The 15,936-nt window shown below is 42.6% G+C and carries 15 protein-coding genes; 8 read left to right on the top strand and 7 right to left on the bottom strand.

Features of this window, described 5'->3' with window-relative positions:
* Positions 1–3: 3 nt before the first annotated feature.
* Together trkA and MJO53_RS02480 are read left to right on the top strand one after the other, a co-directional pair.
* On the top strand, positions 4–1,353 hold the full coding sequence (gene trkA / locus MJO53_RS02485; RefSeq protein ID WP_224837578.1) for a Trk system potassium transporter TrkA: 1,350 nt from the start codon (positions 4–6) through the stop codon (positions 1,351–1,353).
* Entirely contained in the window at positions 1,353–2,843 is a 1,491-nt protein-coding gene (locus tag MJO53_RS02480; protein ID WP_252080345.1) for a TrkH family potassium uptake protein, read from the top strand. The genes trkA and MJO53_RS02480 overlap by 1 nt, the downstream gene beginning before the upstream one ends.
* A gap of 90 nt (positions 2,844–2,933) precedes the next feature.
* On the opposite strand, the gene MJO53_RS02475 is transcribed toward MJO53_RS02480, so the two are convergent.
* Together MJO53_RS02475 and MJO53_RS02470 are read right to left on the bottom strand one after the other, a co-directional pair.
* Complete coding sequence (locus MJO53_RS02475) at positions 2,934–4,118, bottom strand: pyridoxal phosphate-dependent aminotransferase (RefSeq protein WP_224837580.1); 1,185 nt, start codon at positions 4,116–4,118, stop codon at positions 2,934–2,936.
* A 13-nt stretch (positions 4,119–4,131) separates the two neighbouring features.
* Entirely contained in the window at positions 4,132–5,235 is a 1,104-nt protein-coding gene (locus tag MJO53_RS02470; RefSeq protein ID WP_224837581.1) for a fatty acid desaturase family protein, read from the bottom strand.
* A gap of 114 nt (positions 5,236–5,349) precedes the next feature.
* On the opposite strand from MJO53_RS02470, the gene rsmG reads away from it, so the two are divergent.
* Positions 5,350–5,985, top strand: coding sequence for a 16S rRNA (guanine(527)-N(7))-methyltransferase RsmG (gene rsmG / locus MJO53_RS02465; RefSeq protein ID WP_252080344.1), 636 nt, complete (start codon positions 5,350–5,352; stop codon positions 5,983–5,985).
* Between the two features lies 1 nt (position 5,986).
* On the opposite strand, the gene MJO53_RS16920 is transcribed toward rsmG, so the two are convergent.
* The 5 genes from MJO53_RS16920 to MJO53_RS02445 form a co-directional block, all read right to left on the bottom strand.
* On the bottom strand, positions 5,987–6,109 hold the full coding sequence (locus MJO53_RS16920) for a hypothetical protein (RefSeq protein ID WP_262902867.1): 123 nt from the start codon (positions 6,107–6,109) through the stop codon (positions 5,987–5,989).
* A 297-nt stretch (positions 6,110–6,406) separates the two neighbouring features.
* Positions 6,407–8,035 carry an L-glutamate gamma-semialdehyde dehydrogenase gene (pruA, locus tag MJO53_RS02460; RefSeq protein WP_252080343.1) on the bottom strand — a complete coding sequence of 543 codons (1,629 nt, stop codon included), beginning with the start codon at positions 8,033–8,035 and terminating at the stop codon, positions 6,407–6,409.
* Positions 8,036–8,105: 70 nt separating this feature from the next.
* The gene (gene apaG, locus MJO53_RS02455; RefSeq protein WP_252080342.1) at positions 8,106–8,492 is read right to left on the bottom strand and encodes a Co2+/Mg2+ efflux protein ApaG; all 387 of its coding nucleotides are present in this window, start codon (positions 8,490–8,492) and stop codon (positions 8,106–8,108) included.
* A 1-nt stretch (position 8,493) separates the two neighbouring features.
* Positions 8,494–9,747 (bottom strand): DUF3667 domain-containing protein, encoded by a 1,254-nt coding sequence (locus tag MJO53_RS02450; RefSeq protein WP_252080341.1) that lies wholly within the window; start codon positions 9,745–9,747, stop codon positions 8,494–8,496.
* 29 nt (positions 9,748–9,776) lie between these two features.
* A complete protein-coding gene (locus MJO53_RS02445) occupies positions 9,777–11,021 on the bottom strand; it encodes a type IX secretion system plug protein domain-containing protein (protein ID WP_252080340.1) in 1,245 nt (414 codons plus the stop codon).
* Between the two features lie 151 nt (positions 11,022–11,172).
* Here MJO53_RS02445 and MJO53_RS02440 point away from each other — a divergent pair, with 151 nt between their 5' ends.
* Genes MJO53_RS02440 through nqrE form a run of 5 tightly spaced genes read left to right on the top strand, consistent with a single transcriptional unit; the run spans position 11,173 to position 15,936 of the window.
* Positions 11,173–12,525, top strand: a complete 1,353-nt coding sequence (locus tag MJO53_RS02440; RefSeq protein WP_252080339.1) for a Na(+)-translocating NADH-quinone reductase subunit A — start codon at positions 11,173–11,175, stop codon at positions 12,523–12,525.
* A gap of 1 nt (position 12,526) precedes the next feature.
* On the top strand, positions 12,527–13,777 hold the full coding sequence (locus tag MJO53_RS02435) for an NADH:ubiquinone reductase (Na(+)-transporting) subunit B (RefSeq protein WP_252080338.1): 1,251 nt from the start codon (positions 12,527–12,529) through the stop codon (positions 13,775–13,777).
* Between the two features lie 5 nt (positions 13,778–13,782).
* The gene (locus tag MJO53_RS02430; protein ID WP_252080337.1) at positions 13,783–14,532 is read left to right on the top strand and encodes a Na(+)-translocating NADH-quinone reductase subunit C; all 750 of its coding nucleotides are present in this window, start codon (positions 13,783–13,785) and stop codon (positions 14,530–14,532) included.
* A 1-nt stretch (position 14,533) separates the two neighbouring features.
* Positions 14,534–15,181, top strand: a complete 648-nt coding sequence (locus MJO53_RS02425) for an NADH:ubiquinone reductase (Na(+)-transporting) subunit D (protein ID WP_224837593.1) — start codon at positions 14,534–14,536, stop codon at positions 15,179–15,181.
* An 11-nt stretch (positions 15,182–15,192) separates the two neighbouring features.
* On the top strand, positions 15,193–15,936 hold the full coding sequence (nqrE, locus tag MJO53_RS02420) for an NADH:ubiquinone reductase (Na(+)-transporting) subunit E (RefSeq protein ID WP_224837594.1): 744 nt from the start codon (positions 15,193–15,195) through the stop codon (positions 15,934–15,936).

Genomic DNA, 15,936 nt, shown 5'->3' with positions numbered 1-15,936 from the left:
TTAATGAGAATCATTATTGCAGGTGCTGGTGAAGTGGGGTTTCATTTGGCAAAATTACTGTCCTATGAAGCGCAGGAGATTACCTTGATCGATACCGATAAAGAAAGATTGTCCTATGCAGATAATCATTTGGACATTAGAGTGCTCAGAGGAGATGCAACTTCCATCCAAGTGTTACAAGATGCACAAGTGGATGGGTCGGATCTGGTGATCGGGGTAACAGCTTCCGAAACTACCAATTTAACCCTTTGTGTTTTGGCAAAACAGTTGGGGTGCAAACGCACCATTGCCAGAATTTCGAATACGGAATTTATGGATAACCGCGAGCTGGTCAAGTTTGAGGAGTTGGGTATCGATGAATTGATCTCTCCGGAACGCTTGGCGGCTACGGAAATACAGTTAATGTTAAATCAATCCGCATTCAACGATACGTATCAATTTGAAGAAGGCCTATTGACCATGTTCGGCGTTATTTTGCCCAAGAACGCACCATTTGTGGGTAAAATGGTCAAAGAAGCGGCGCGAATCTTTCCCGAACTCAACTTTATGCCCATAGCTTTACAGCGTACGGGAACTCAATTTACTTTGATTCCCAGAGGGGATACGGTTTTTAAAGAAGGCGATCAGGTATATTTTATTACCTCGGACAAAGGAGTGGAGGAGTTGTACAAGTTGTCCGGAATGCAAAAGCAGGATATTAAGAACGTAATGATACTCGGCGGGAGCAAGGTAGGATACAAAACGGCAAGGGACCTTTGTTCAAATAAGTTCAACGTAAAACTTATAGAAAAGAATAAGGAAAAAGCCTTCGATATTGCGGATGATCTGCCCCACGCACTTGTAATAAATGGAGATGGTAGAAATGTAGAGCTGTTGGAAGAAGAGAATTTGGAATCCATGGATGCCTTTATAGCCGTAACCGGAAATTCCGAAACCAATATAATGTCCTGTTTAGTGGCGAAGAATAAAAAAATAAAGAAGACCATCGCACTGGTGGAAAACATGGATTATTTCCAATTGTCCCAATCCATTGGAGTGGATACGCTCATTAATAAAAAACTGTTGGCCGCCAATAGCATTTTTAGGTACATCCGTAAGGGAGAGGTGCTGGCCTTGACCCGATTGAACAACTTGAACGCAGAAATTTTGGAGTTCGAAGTAAAGGCCACCTCCCTGGTAAACGGAGAAATAATACGGGAACTTAATTTTCCGAGGGAAGCAAGTATTGGTGGTGTGATCCGTAACGGGGAAGGGATTATTGCTCTTGGTGATTTTAGGATAGCCGAAGGCGATAAGGTAGTGGTGTGCTGTTTGCCCAAGGCCATACCGCGCATAGAAAAGTTGTTTCTATAATGAAGCTCAATACAAGAATCATAATCCATATAATGGGGCTATTGTTGCTGTGCAATGGCTCTTTTATGCTTGTGGCCGCTTTGGCCAGTGGCATTTATAAAGATGGTGTGACCATGGATATTATGCTGGCCGCAATTGTGACCATGCTTTTTGGAATGATGGCCATGTTCTACACCCGGGGACATAAAAAGGAGGTGAAACGCAAAGAAGGCTACATCGTAGTAACTTTTGGATGGGTCGTAATGTCCCTATCGGGCATGTTGCCCTATCTTTTTTCCGGCTCCATACCATCCATAACCGATGCATTTTTCGAAACCATGTCCGGTTACACGACTACCGGCGCTTCAATTTTGGACGATATCGAGGCGCTTCCCGAAGGAATTCTCCTTTGGAGAAGCCTTACCCATTGGATCGGGGGAATGGGAATTATTGTATTGGCCATAGCCATATTGCCGCTGTTGGGAATTGGGGGCATGCAGTTGTTTGCGGCAGAGGCACCGGGACCGGGAGGGGATAAACTTCACCCAAGGATCACGGATACCGCTAAGAGGTTATGGTTGATCTATGTAGGGTACACTGTACTGGAAACATTCTTGCTGAAATTTGCGGGCATGTCATTTTTCGATGCCATAAACCACTCATTGGCCACTATGTCCACAGGTGGGTTCTCCACCAAAAATGCCAGCGTTGCCTTTTGGAACGATCAACCACTCATTCAATACATTATCGCATTGTTCATGTTTTTGGCAGGTAGTAATTTTGTACTCAGTTACTTTGCCTTGACCGGTAAGGTGCAACGTATCCTCAAGGACGAAGAGTTTAAATATTATCTCGGATTCATTGTTGTGTTCACTATAATTGCCGCATTGGGCGTGTATTTTAGGGCGGATGTTCCTATTTCCGATTTTCATCCCATGGTTTTGGGCAAGGTGGAAAGTACCGTTCGCCACACCTTATTTCAAGTAATCGCGGTGATTACCACAACAGGGTTTGTTACGGCGGATTTTACATCATGGACTCCATTTTTAACTGTTTTCTTTTTTGGATTGATGTTTCTTGGAGGCTCCGCAGGTTCCACTGCTGGTGGAATCAAGGTAATGCGTCACCTTTTGATTATAAAGAACGGTATTCTGGAATTTAAGCGAACCTTGCATCCCAACGCGTTGATACCGGTACGATACAACCAGAAGACCGTAACAGAACACATTGTCTATAATGTAATCGCCTTTTTTGTGCTGTATATGCTCCTATTCATAATCGGTTCTTTAGTGCTGGGTTTCTTGGGGTTGGATTTTATTTCTGCAGTTGGCGGTTCAGCCTCTTCTTTGGGAAATGTAGGCCCAGCTTTGGGCAGTTTAAACCCCGTGAGCAATTATAATGGCCTTCCTGCAGCAGGAAAATGGTGGTGCGCTTTTTTGATGCTTTTGGGACGATTGGAACTGTTTACCGTACTCATTGTACTTACCCCATATTTTTGGAGAAAGACTTAATTAAAAAACCTCCCGGAGTTTATTTTCGGGAGGTTTTTTTAAATGGACGGCGAAATACGGAATCAAAGTTCAGCAAAGCTACCCCATATTTTACAGCACAGCCTTTATACGGGCAATCGCTTCTTTTAGTTCTTTTTCGGATGCCGCGTAAGAAATTCGGATACAATTCGGGTTTCCGAAAGCCTCACCTGTTACCGTGGCCACATTGGCATGCTCCAATAAATACAAAGAGAAATCGGAAGCATTGTTAATGGCAACACCGTTCAAGGTTTTGCCGAAGAAAGCGGATATGTCCGGAAACACATAAAATGCGCCTTCGGGCACGTTGAGGTTAAAACCTTCTATTTCCCCTAATAATTCTAAAACAAGATCCCTTCTTTCGTGGAACTTGTCGATCATATATTGGATTTTGCTCACTGGAGCTTCCAATGCGGTGATCACAGCTCGTTGAGCAATGGCGTTGGCACCACTTGTCACTTGCCCTTGTAATTTGGTACATCCTTTGGCAATCCATTCCGGTGCGCCGATGTAACCAATTCGCCAGCCCGTCATGGCAAACGCCTTGGATACCCCGTTCACGGTAATGGTTCTGTCGTACATTCCATCGATACTGGCAATGCTCACATGGCCACCCGCAAAATTGATATGTTCGTAAATTTCATCTGATACAACATAAATATCTGGGTGCTTTTTCAGCACTTCTGCCAGACCTTCCAATTCGCTTTTACTGTATACCGAACCACTTGGGTTGCAGGGTGAACTAAACCAGATCATTTTGGTTTTAGGTGTAATTGCAGCTTCCAATTGAGCGGGGGTCATCTTAAAATCGGTATCGATTTGTGTGAGAACTTCCACAGGTACTCCTTCGGCCAACTTTACAATATCACTGTAGCTTACCCAGTATGGAGCGGGCAGGATTACTTCGTCACCCGGATTTAAAACCACCATCGCCACATTGAACAAGGATTGTTTTGCGCCTGTGGAGACCACAATTTGATTCAATCCATAGTCAAGGTCATTATCTCTTTTAAATTTGTTGGAGATAGCGGTCTTTAGTTCGGCGTATCCATCAACAGGGGTGTAACTGCTATAGTTTTCGTCGATGGCGTTTTTTGCGGCATCTTTTATAAAATCGGGAATATTAAAGTCCGGCTCGCCCAAACTCAATCCGATAATATCCTTTCCTTCACTTCTTAATTCTCTGGCTTTGGCTGCCATGGCCAAGGTTGCTGACGTGGACATATTCTTGATCCTGTCAGATAGATGGTTGCTCATTTGTACTTCTTTTTTACTGATATTGAAGGGTAGGTTTTTTGCCTAGCTCCTTAAGGTGTTTGAAGTGTGAAATTATAGCTTTTCTGGTAGTTTTGTACTCGTGATACGGTAAATTGAACTCCTGAGCGGTCTGTTTCACAATTTTGGAAATATTTGTGTAATGTATATGGCTGATGTTGGGAAAGATGTGGTGTTCCACTTGGTGGTTCAATCCTCCTGTAAACCAGTTGACTATTCTATTTTTGGTGCCGAAGTTCACGGTTGTGAACAATTGATGGATGGCCCAGGTGTTTTTCATGTTTCCTTCATTGTCCGGTAACGGTGTATCGGCATGGTCCACAATATGGGCCAATTGGAATACCACGCTAAGTATTACTCCAGCTACGTAGTGCATAATAAAAAAGCCTAGCAATACCTGCCACCAAGCAATATCAACAAAAATCAATGGAAGTATGATCCAGATGGTCAAGTAGATTATTTTGGTGATTACCAAAGTGCTCCAATTGATTACCGGATTGGGTAATTTACCATAGCTCAATTTTCTCTTCATGTAACGGTACATTTGTTGAAAATCCGTGGTTATTGCCCAATTGAATGTCAATAATCCGTAAAGAAAAATAGAGTAATAGTGTTGGAATTTGTGGTGCTTTCTCCACTCTGCATGCTTGGAGAACCTTAAGATCCTGCCTGCTTCCATATCTTCGTCGTGCTCATGGATGTTGGTGTATGTGTGGTGCAGAACATTGTGTTGTACTTGCCAGTTGTACACATTTCCGGCCAAAATGTAAATGCTGCTTCCCATGAGTTTGTTTACCCATTTTTTATTGGAATAGGCACCGTGGTTTCCATCGTGCATCACATTCATCCCAACGCCGGCCATCCCAACTCCCATGGTTATGGAGAGCAATAGGTAGCCCCAAAAAGGCAAGTCTAAGGTTAACATTAAGAAATAAGGGGTCAAAAAGATGGCGAACATCACTATGGTTTTCAAGTGAAGTTTCCAGTTCCCGGTTTTCTTGAGGTTGTTTTCTTTAAAGTATTCGTTCACTCTCTTGTTCAGTGTCCTGAAAAATTGTGCGGAATCCTTTCGTGAAAACCGGATGGTATTCTTATCCATAAAAAAAGTTTTTTACAAATGTAATTAAAATGCTTCTTTCGAGCTTACACTGTTGTGTTAGAACGGTGTTAAGCACGTTAAAAGTATTAAATTTGTAAAATTAACGTTTGGAGAATGAATTCGGGACTTATATTCAAATATTTTACGACGCTCAACGATGAGCAAAAAGAGCAATTTGCCAAGTTGGAAGAGCTCTACCATGATTGGAACCAAAAAATAAATGTGGTTTCCAGAAAGGATATCGATGAGCTGTACCTGAGGCATGTGCTTCATTCTCTTGGAATCGCAAAGATCCAGGTATTTAATGAGGGGTCCAGTGTTTTGGATGTAGGTACAGGCGGTGGATTTCCGGGAATTCCTTTGGCGATATTATTTCCGAACGTGAAATTTACCCTTGTTGATGCCATAGGCAAAAAAATAAAAGTGGTAAACGAGGTGGTGGAAGGACTCGGGCTTCAGAATGTACAAACCCACCATTCCCGTGTGGAGGATATCCCTGGGCAGTTCGATTTTATTGTGAGTCGTGCAGTGGCCGCAATGCCCACCTTTGTTCATTGGACCAAGGGGAAAATCAAAAAAGATTCCGCCCATCAACGTAAAAATGGTATTCTTTACCTTAAGGGCGGAGATCTCTCTGATGAACTGAAAGGTTATGAGACCGTTCAGGTCTTTGATTTAAACGAGTATTTTGAAGAGCAGTTTTTTGAGACCAAAAAGGTAGTGTACCTGCCTCAAAAATTTAAAGGCTAGTTTAGATACTGTACATTCTCTTATATACCAATCTGCATTTTCTGGCGTAATTCTTGGCGTAGAGCCACAATTGCTGATATTTTCTTGCCATCAATCTCGTCCATGCATTAATTCTATCTATCATAACTAATTGATTTATGTCATACAAATATAGTTGTATTACGTTTAATTTACAATTAGTTAACGTAAAATTTACATTGAAATTGTGTTTTGATGCTCTGTGCTATTTTGTTTATGTGTGTAAATCACATTAAATGAATCTGTTGAGGTGTTGAAAATGTCTTTGTGATCAATGCTTGGGTTTGTTAAAAGAGGTTAACGGAATTTCGGTTAACAATCAATGGAATGGTAATTTCAGTGCATAAAAAAGGCCGTCATTTTTTAAGAGTGACGGCCTTTGTGCAGTTTTTTCGTCTGTTGCTTAACCCAGGAAAGGATATCGATAATCCTCCGGGGTAACAAAAGTTTCCTTGATCAACCTTGGCGATACCCATCGCAAGAGGTTTTGCATGGACCCGGCCTTATCGTTGGTCCCTGAGGCCCTTGCGCCGCCGAAAGGCTGTTGTCCCACAACGGCACCGGTTGGCTTGTCGTTGATGTAAAAGTTGCCCGCGCAGTTCTGTAAGGCCTTGGTGGCCTCATCTATGGCATAGCGGTCCGCGGAAAGCACGGCGCCGGTAAGTCCATATTCGGAAGTTCCGTCCACCAGTTTTAGGGTCTCGCCCCAATCCTTGTCCTCGTAGACATAAACGGTAACAATGGGCCCGAACAGTTCGGTGTACATGGTCTCGTACTGCGGGTCGGTGGTCAGGATCACGGTGGGTTCTATAAAGTAGCCCACGGATTTATCGTAATTGCCCCCTGCGATTACCTCTGCATCCTTGTCGGCCTTGGCCTTGTCTATATAGCTGGCCAATTTGTCAAATGCACCTTCGTGTATCACAGCGGTGATAAAGTTGCCCATATCTTCCGGTGAGCCAGGTTTGTTGAAGGAGGCTATATCAGCTTTCACCAATTCCAAGATTTCATTGGCCGTGGATTTGGGAAGATATACCCTGGATGCCGCACTACATTTTTGTCCCTGGAACTCGAAGGCCCCACGGGTAATGGCGGTGGCCACTTGCTTGGGTTTTGCCGTCGGGTGTGCAATAATGAAATCCTTGCCCCCGGTCTCCCCAACGATTCTGGGGTAGGTCTTGTACCTGTGTATGTTGTTCCCGATCTGTTTCCAAAGGGATTTGAACACATCCGTGGAGCCGGTAAAGTGGATTCCGGAGAAGTCTGGGCTTGACAATACGGTATCGGAAACCATTACCGGGTCACCGTAGACCACATTGATCACGCCATCGGGCAATCCTGCCTCTTTGAACACATCGACGATTACCTTGGCGGAGAATATCTGGCTGTCGCTCGGCTTCCATACCACTACGTTCCCCATCATGGCGGCGCTGGCGGGCAGGTTGCCTGCAATGGCGGTAAAGTTGAACGGGGTTATGGCGTACACAAAGCCCTCGAGGGGGCGGTATTCCACACGGTTCCAGATTCCCTCGGAGGATTCCGGTTGCTCGCTGTATATCTGTGACATGTACTCCACGTTGAAACGCAGAAAGTCGACAATTTCGCAGGCGGAATCTATCTCAGCCTGATAAATGTTCTTGGATTGCGCGATCATTGTGGCGGCGTTCATTTTGGCGCGGTAGGGCCCTGCGATCAGTTCTGCGGCCTTTAAGAAAATGGCGGCACGCTGTTCCCAGGTCAGGTCGGCCCAGGCCTTTCTGGATTCAAGGCAATTGGCGATGGCCTTTTCCACATGTTTTTTTTCCGCCAAATGGTAGTGTCCCACAATGTGCCTGTGGTCGTGCGGCGGGGACATGGGTCTTGTGTTGCCTGTTTTTATCTCTTCGTTCCCAATGTAAAGTGGTACTTCCACCTTGCCATTGTAGTACGCCTTATATTGTTCGAGTACTTCTTCTCGTTCTGGAGAACCTGGAGCATAGCTTAATACCGGCTCGTTGACAGCGGTCGGAACTTGAAAAAATCCTTTTCCCATAGTTATATTTTTATGTTTTACAATGCGACCAAAGGTAATGAAACCTGTTGCGATTATAAAATGATGTGGATTAGTTTATAGCGAAGGGAGCTGCAAACTTAAAAGTGGGGATTTCTACCTCAAATTCTTCAGCGGTAGAAAAGTTTACCATGTGGTAGTGTCCGCGCATGGCGCCCACAGGTGAGGCCAAGAGGCATCCTGAACTATAGGTGTGGGATTTTCCGGGTTTTATAACCGGCTTTCTTCCTATAACGCCTTCACCATCGACGGTTTCCATTTCTTTGAGGGCATCGAATACATCCCAATGTCTGGCTGTAAGCTGAACGGTGTCCTTGCCAAGATTTTCAATGGTTACGGTGTAGCCAAATGCATAGTGTACTTTGTAGTTTTTAAAGAAAGTGCCTTCAAAAGTAGTGCTGACCGAGACTTTAATTCCTTTGGTAACTTGTGTGAACATATCAGTTATAGGTAAAAACACTTCCTGTAAACGTAACTATGATGGTCAGAAAGGCCAAGATCATAAATATAGTGTTCAGAAAGATGTACTTAATAATAGTTTTAAATCGGCCTTGGTCATAAAAATTTCGCATTGCCTTATATAGGTAGATACCGAATATGATCAAGAAGATCCCTGCACTGTCTATATTGAAAATTGAATCCAATATAAGACTAAGGATGAGCAAGATAAACAAGAGTGATTGATTGTGAAAGCTAAATATGAGATGATCGGTGTACGTATATTTATTTCTGATGTAAACCAAAGATATAAAGAGGGTGAACACGGGCATAAAGAAAAATATAACAAATGGGAGCTTGGAAATGGTGTCGTTTATCCAGGTTCCAGGTCTGCTCATTACCTTCCATATGCTGTTGGAAAAATTAAAGGCCATTTTATTGGTGGTGCTCTCCTTAATATTATACCGCGTTTGGGCCTGCTCAAAGTTATAAAGGGTATCTTTTTTAATGTACAATCCAAAAAACTCTGCTTTTTTCGAGAAAGCCTCTATTCCCGACTTTTCCTCGAGTGTGTTAAAATAGGCTTTTGGATTGGCATGCATAAAAGAATCCTTTCGTTTTTTTATCTGGTTCATGGTGTTCACAAATGTGCCCAAAGTGTCCATGAATTGTTGCTGTTCGACCGGGTTTTGTCCATGTATTTGTGAGGAGTCCAATATTGAGAGTCCAGAAAGGAATTCGGGGTTTGCTTTTTGTATGGAGTCCAATCGTGTTATGGCTTGATCGGACTGTTTTTTCAATGCCACACTATCAATTTTTAAATCTCCTGAGTTTAGGTCAACGCCAAAAGCGCCATTATATATAGTGCCATCAAAATCTTTTGCGGCTTCATCCAAATTGGCGAACTGGTTGTTGTAGGTCACCATCAAAAAGTAAACAAAGGCCACACTCAATAAAAAACGGAATGGATTGGTATAGGTAACTCGTTTGCCATTTACATAATCCCTGGTCATTCGGCCTGGCTTTAGTAACAGTGCCGATAATGTTTTGAATAATCTTGAGTCGTAATTGATGAGGTTGGAAAAAAACTCGTCAAAAAAATCTTTGAGCGTGAGTTTTTTGGTGCTATTTGCTTGGGAGCAGTTGGGGCAATATCTATCGCTTACATCCAGGGGGTGTCCGCAATTAAGGCATTCTACACCTCTAAACTGAAGCTCGTATCGACCTTTTGTGATCAAACCGCCTTTTTTGCCCATGTTGCCCTATAATTTAATCTTAAATATAATTAATTGCTAATATTTCTGGAGTTTACAGAGCCAATTCCGATGATGCTATCGTACATTTCGCCAAAATCGCGGTAATATACCAGAATTAAGTAGTTGTTCTCGGTAAAATGGAAATTGCCGCTTACCAAATGGGGGTCCAGGGAGCCGTCTTCACGTTGAACGACATACTTATAATTGTAAAAGCCCTGTTTGATCATTAAAGAAGTCTCAAATTTTCCAGTAGCCTCGTTAAAGGTCATTTTGTTCTCCTCTTCCAAGGCGTAATTATTGAATTTTCCGATTACAAACACTTGGTCCAGTCCAATCTTATCCGAGTAAGGTAGGCTAAAATGGACTTTTGAATATTCTGCCTCCCTTGAAACGTCGTCACCTTGGAGCGTGCGAACGGCAAAGTCACCGTTAATGTCGGGAAAGTAAGTGTATTCGCGATCATATCGATATTGATTGGTAAATAAATAATGGTGGTATACCTCCCTCATTTCAATTTTGGAGATAGCGAAAGTAGGGGAGCGAAGGTCTTTGGTGTCAAAATTCAAAAATTCATTGCCTCCGAAAAAACTGGTTTCTTGATCGTATTTGTACACTAATTCGCTACCAATGGTGAATTGGGGTGCAATATGGTACAATGTAGTGGGCCAATGATGGTTTTGTAAAATTGCAACTTTTACTTCTTTTTTGGGGTTCACTACCCGAAAGCCGGCAGTATTAATGTTGAATTGCACTACCTGCTTCGTGTTGATGTAATTGAAATCTCTAGATCTTTTTACTGTGCCGGCAACAGTGACCGCATCCCGAAAGACCACGAATCTTCTAGAAAATTGAAGTTCCCCGTAACTGTTGTAGATTTCCAATAAATAATTTCCAGAAACCCGGAGATTTACATTCTCGTTCGGTATTGTGAGCCTATAATTGGAATAAGGCTGCAGAGTGGTATAGCTGTTTTCGTAATCTATAATGCGTTGGTTGTCCGCTCCGGAAAGATATTGCGATTTTAAAAGTTGCGAAGGGGTCCAGTCGTAATCGCAATGGATTATCTTATAATAGTAGTCCTGTTCGTTGGCCAATAGATCATCAAATTCCAAGGTAATGGGTTCCCCTAGTTTCACCACCGGGAATTGATCGTCCGTAGGTCCTTTAAATACAATGGTTTTTATGTTTTCAGGAGGGTTGACTTCCTTCATTACTTGGGCAAAAGCATAGTGGCCCATCCATATAAACAACAGCACAAAGTAGGTAAAACGCATCAAACGTAACAATTTTTGGTAAAGTTAAACAAAAAGTATGCCCAGCGAACTAAGCTCGGTATAATCCCAATTTTATAGTTAATAATTATGAAAACAATCCTTTTAGTACTATTTTTGCGTCCGATTTTGATAACAAAAGGTCTACAACAATATGTCTAAAGACATCCGGATTAGAAAGGGGTTGAATATCAACCTCGTTGGGGCAGCAGAGCAGACTATTTCCAAAGCCGTTACTAGTAACGTTTATGCCCTGAACCTAGATGATTTCCATGGTATCACTCCAAAAATGTTGATAAAACAAGGGGAGGATATAAAGGCGGGGGAGCCCCTCTTTTATAACAAGAACAACGAAGAAATGCACTTTGTTTCCCCAGTGAGCGGTGAACTTGTGGAAATTGTCAGGGGAGCAAGGAGAAGAATCTTAACCTTAAAGATCCTTGCCGACAAAGAACAGGATTATGTAATAAACAAGGTGCCGGATTTGGACACTGCAAATGGGGAGACGATCAAGTCTTATCTATTGCAATGTGGTGGTTGGCCTTTTATAAAGCAAAGGCCCTACGATGTGATCGCCGACCCGGGCGTTACCCCGAAGGCTATTTTTATTTCGGCTTACGGTACAGCGCCATTGGCGGCCAATCCAGACTTTATCCTCAAGGATAAGGAGCAAGAAATTCAGGCGGCCATATTGGGGCTTGGCAAACTTACTCCCGGAAAAATCCATGTAACCGTTGGGAAATCCAACAGATCACCATTTAATGATATCGAAGGGGTTGAGCTTCATAAGATTTCCGGGCCACATCCTGCCGGATTGGTTGGAACGCAGATCAACAAAATAGATCCGATCAATAAAGGTGAGACCGTTTGGACCATTTCTCCGCAAGATTTGGTAATGTTGGGCGAGTTGTTGTTAACGGGCAAGTTCAATGCGGAAAGAATTGTAGCGCTGGCTGGCTCTGTGATTAAAGAGCCTAAGTATTACAAAACCAAGATCGGTGCGGAAATATCTACCTTTTTGTATGCCAGTGGTGTAAAACAGGATAGATTTCGATTGATCAACGGGGATGTGCTTACAGGTACAAAAACCAGTACGGAAGGTTATCTTGGATTTTATAATAATACCGTAACGGCAATTCCGGAAGGGGACGATTATGAGTTCTTTGGATGGAACAAGCCTATTTTCAATAAAATATCGTCTACTAGGGCTTTGACTTTTTCTTGGTTGCAGCCCAAAAAGAAATACGATTTGGATACCAATACCAACGGGGAGCACAGAGCTTTTGTTGTAACAGGAAAATATGAAGAGGTCTTTCCATTGGATATTTACCCTCTTCAACTCTTAAAGGCCTGTATGATTAAAGATTTGGACGAGATGGAGCAGTTGGGTCTATACGAAGTCGCTCCAGAGGATTTTTCTTTGACAGAATTCATATGCATATCAAAACAACCGCACCAGCAAATAATCAGGGAAGGATTGGATTTATTGCAAAAAGAACTTGGATAATATGGGAATGAAAGAAAAACTACATCAGTTAAAACTTAAGTACCAGGGCAAAAAAATGGCTCCTGCCTTTAATGCTCTGCATACATTTCTTTATATGCCGAACGAAACTACCCATTCGGGAGGGCACGTTCGAGCTGCGGACGATCTAAAGCGTACCATGAACACGGTAATTTTATCGTTGGTGCCATGCTTGCTATTTGGTATGTTCAATGCAGGATATCAGCACTATTCAGCGATCAATGGATTTCCGGAAAGTTTCTCCCTTATGGAACATTTCTTGACCTGGGACAACTTTTTGGTCGGAATCACCACCGTATTGCCGTTGGTGATCGTATCCTACGGTGTGGGTCTGGCCATCGAATTTTTGTTCGCTGTAATAAAAGGACACGAAGTAGAGGAAGGTTATTTGGTAACCGGTATGCTTGTACCGTTGATCATTCCTGTGGATACCCCACTTTGGATGCTTACGATTGCAGTTGCCTTTGGGGTTGTGATCGGTAAGGAAGTGTTCGGAGGCACCGGGATGAACATCCTTAACCCGGCATTAACGATTCGTGCATTTCTGTTCTTCGCTTATCCAACATGGATGAGTGGGGATAAGGTATGGGTGCACGAGGCAGTTGAAAGAGCCGGAACTGCAGATGCCATTTCTGGAGAAACCGTTCTTGGTTCATTGGCACAAGGTGCCGATTACAGTTACTCCTTGTCCGATATGTTCTACGGCTTTATTCCTGGTTCGGTCGGTGAAACGTCCACCTTGTTGATTTTGTTGGGAGGTCTTTTTTTGATATTCACCAAGATTGCCTCTTGGAGAATTATGGTGAGTGCCGTTATCGGTTCATTGGCAATGGGCTTGATTTTCAATGGAGTTGTTGAGGCTGGTTGGCTTCCAGAATATAGTAAGTTCTATACGTTGATGAGTTTCCCATACTGGCAGCACTTATTGGTGGGTGGATTGGCTTTCGGTATCGTATTTATGGCTACCGATCCGGTAACAGGTTCCCAGACCAACAAGGGCAAATGGTATTATGGCTTCTTTATAGGATTCCTGTCGGTAATGATAAGGGTTTTCAATCCTGGCTACCCAGAGGGCGTATTCTTGGCCATCTTACTGATGAACGTATTTGCTCCGACAATTGACCATTATGTGGTTAAGGGCAATGTTAAAAAGAGATTGAAGCGATTGAAGTCGGCTACCATATACCCTAAAGCTTCGGATGAGGTAGATTCATTAAAAACGGAAACAGCTTAAGTGAAATGGCAATGAATACGGAAAAGAATAGCTATACAGTAATTTTTGCAGCGATCATGGTGGTTGTTGTAGGTTCTATACTGGCCTTTTTGGCAACCGGCCTCAAGCCTAGGATTGATGAGAACGAGCGCTTTGAAAAGCAACAGAATATCCTTTATGCCATGGGTGTCAATCAAAATGAAGGCGATGGCGATGTTGCCTTTGTTCCCACAACCGATGTGGAGGGAGCATTTTCAAAGTACATCACCCAGCAATTGGTTTGGGATGGCACAGAGGTGGTTCAAAAAGAAAATGCATATCTGATCGATGTTCAAAAGGCATTGGCGGACGCCAAATCCGGTAAAGATGCGGAACTTCCTTTGTTGATCGGTGAGAAAGACGGAGAGAAATACTATATCATACCCATGTACGGCAAAGGACTTTGGGATGCAATATGGGGATACATTTCTTTGGATGAAAATATGGAAGTTAAAGGTGTCTTTTTTGATCACAAAGGAGAAACACCAGGTCTTGGATCCAACATTAACCAGCGCTTTTTTATGGATGATTTTAAAGGAGAATCTGTCCTGAACAACGGAGCTTACGAAGGTATTGCCGTGGCAAAAGGAAACAATGATCCATTGAACAACGATAAAGAAGATAATGCCGTGGATGCCTTGGCAGGAGCAACCATTACCGGTAATGGGATAGCGGCAATGATAAAAGAAAGCCTTAAGCTTTACAAACCTTATTTAGAAACCATAAGAACCAATTAATATGGCGCTATTATCAAAAAAAGATGCAAATCTTATAAAAGATCCGTTAACGGATAACAATCCTATTACCATTCAGGTTTTGGGTATTTGTTCTGCGTTGGCGATTACGGCAGAACTTAAAGCTTCGGTTGTAATGGCAATATCCGTATTGTTTGTAATGGGAGTAGGTAACGTGGTCATTTCGTTGATACGAAATATTATTCCTTCGAAAATTAGGATCATTGTGCAATTGGTGGTCGTAGCGACCTTGGTAATTGTGGTGGATCAGGTGTTGAAAGCTTTCGCTTACGATTTGAGCAAAACCCTATCGGTATTTATTGGACTTATTATTACCAACTGTATTATTATGGGACGTTTTGAGGCATTTGCTCTTGGAAACGGCCCTCGTAGAGCTTTCCTTGATGGTATAGGAAACGCGTTGGGATATGGTGTGATTTTGGTAATTGTTGGGTTCTTTAGGGAGCTTTTGGGTTCTGGGACACTTTTTGGAATCAAGGTACTGGGAGATCCCATTGCAAAAACAGGACTGTACGCCATCGGTTACGAGAACAATGGATTTATGATCATTCCACCGGCAGCACTGATTGTTGTGGGGATCATAATATGGGTGCAACGTTCTAGAAACAGGGCATTAATTGAAGAAGCATAAACTTAGGGAGCATGTTAGAGCATTTAGAACTATTTTTTAAGTCGATTTTTATAGACAACATGGTGTTTGCGGTCTTTTTGGGAATGTGTTCCTATTTGGCCGTATCCAAGAAAGTTTCTACCGCTGTAGGATTGGGAGCTGCTGTAATATTCGTTTTGGGTGTTACAGTACCTTTAAACTGGTTGTTGGATAAGTATTTGCTTCAAGATGGAGCATTGGTATGGTTAGGGCCTGAGTATGCAGATTACGACCTTAGTTTCCTATCATTTATTCTATTTATTGCCACCATTGCAACAATGGTACAGTTGGTAGAGATCGTGGTGGAAAAATTTTCTCCCTCTTTGTACAACTCACTAGGTATTTTCTTGCCGTTGATCGCGGTAAACTGTGCTATTTTGGGTGGGTCACTTTTTATGCAGACAAGAGATATTCCAAATATAGGGTTAGCTCTTAATTATGGAATCAGTTCTGGTATAGGATGGTTTTTGGCTATTTTGGCCATTGCCGCCATTCGAGAGAAAATCCGATATTCCAATGTACCGGCACCATTGCGTGGTTTGGGAATCACATTCATCATTACAGGATTAATGGGGATAGGGTTCCAGAGTTTTGGAGGTATGCTTACCGGTGACAATGAGCCGCCAGAGGAAACCCAGAGCACAACAGTGGAAACCACTAAGGAAGAAAAAGAAATTAAAGAAGAGATTGAGGATAACGAAAAAGCAATCTCATATAACGAAGCCATAAACAAATAA

This window comes from Flagellimonas marinaquae (assembly GCF_023716465.1).
GTDB lineage: Bacteria > Bacteroidota > Bacteroidia > Flavobacteriales > Flavobacteriaceae > Flagellimonas > Flagellimonas alginolytica.
The sequence above is the reverse complement of the archived record's forward strand: the minus strand, read 5'-3'. Positions and strand labels throughout refer to the sequence as shown.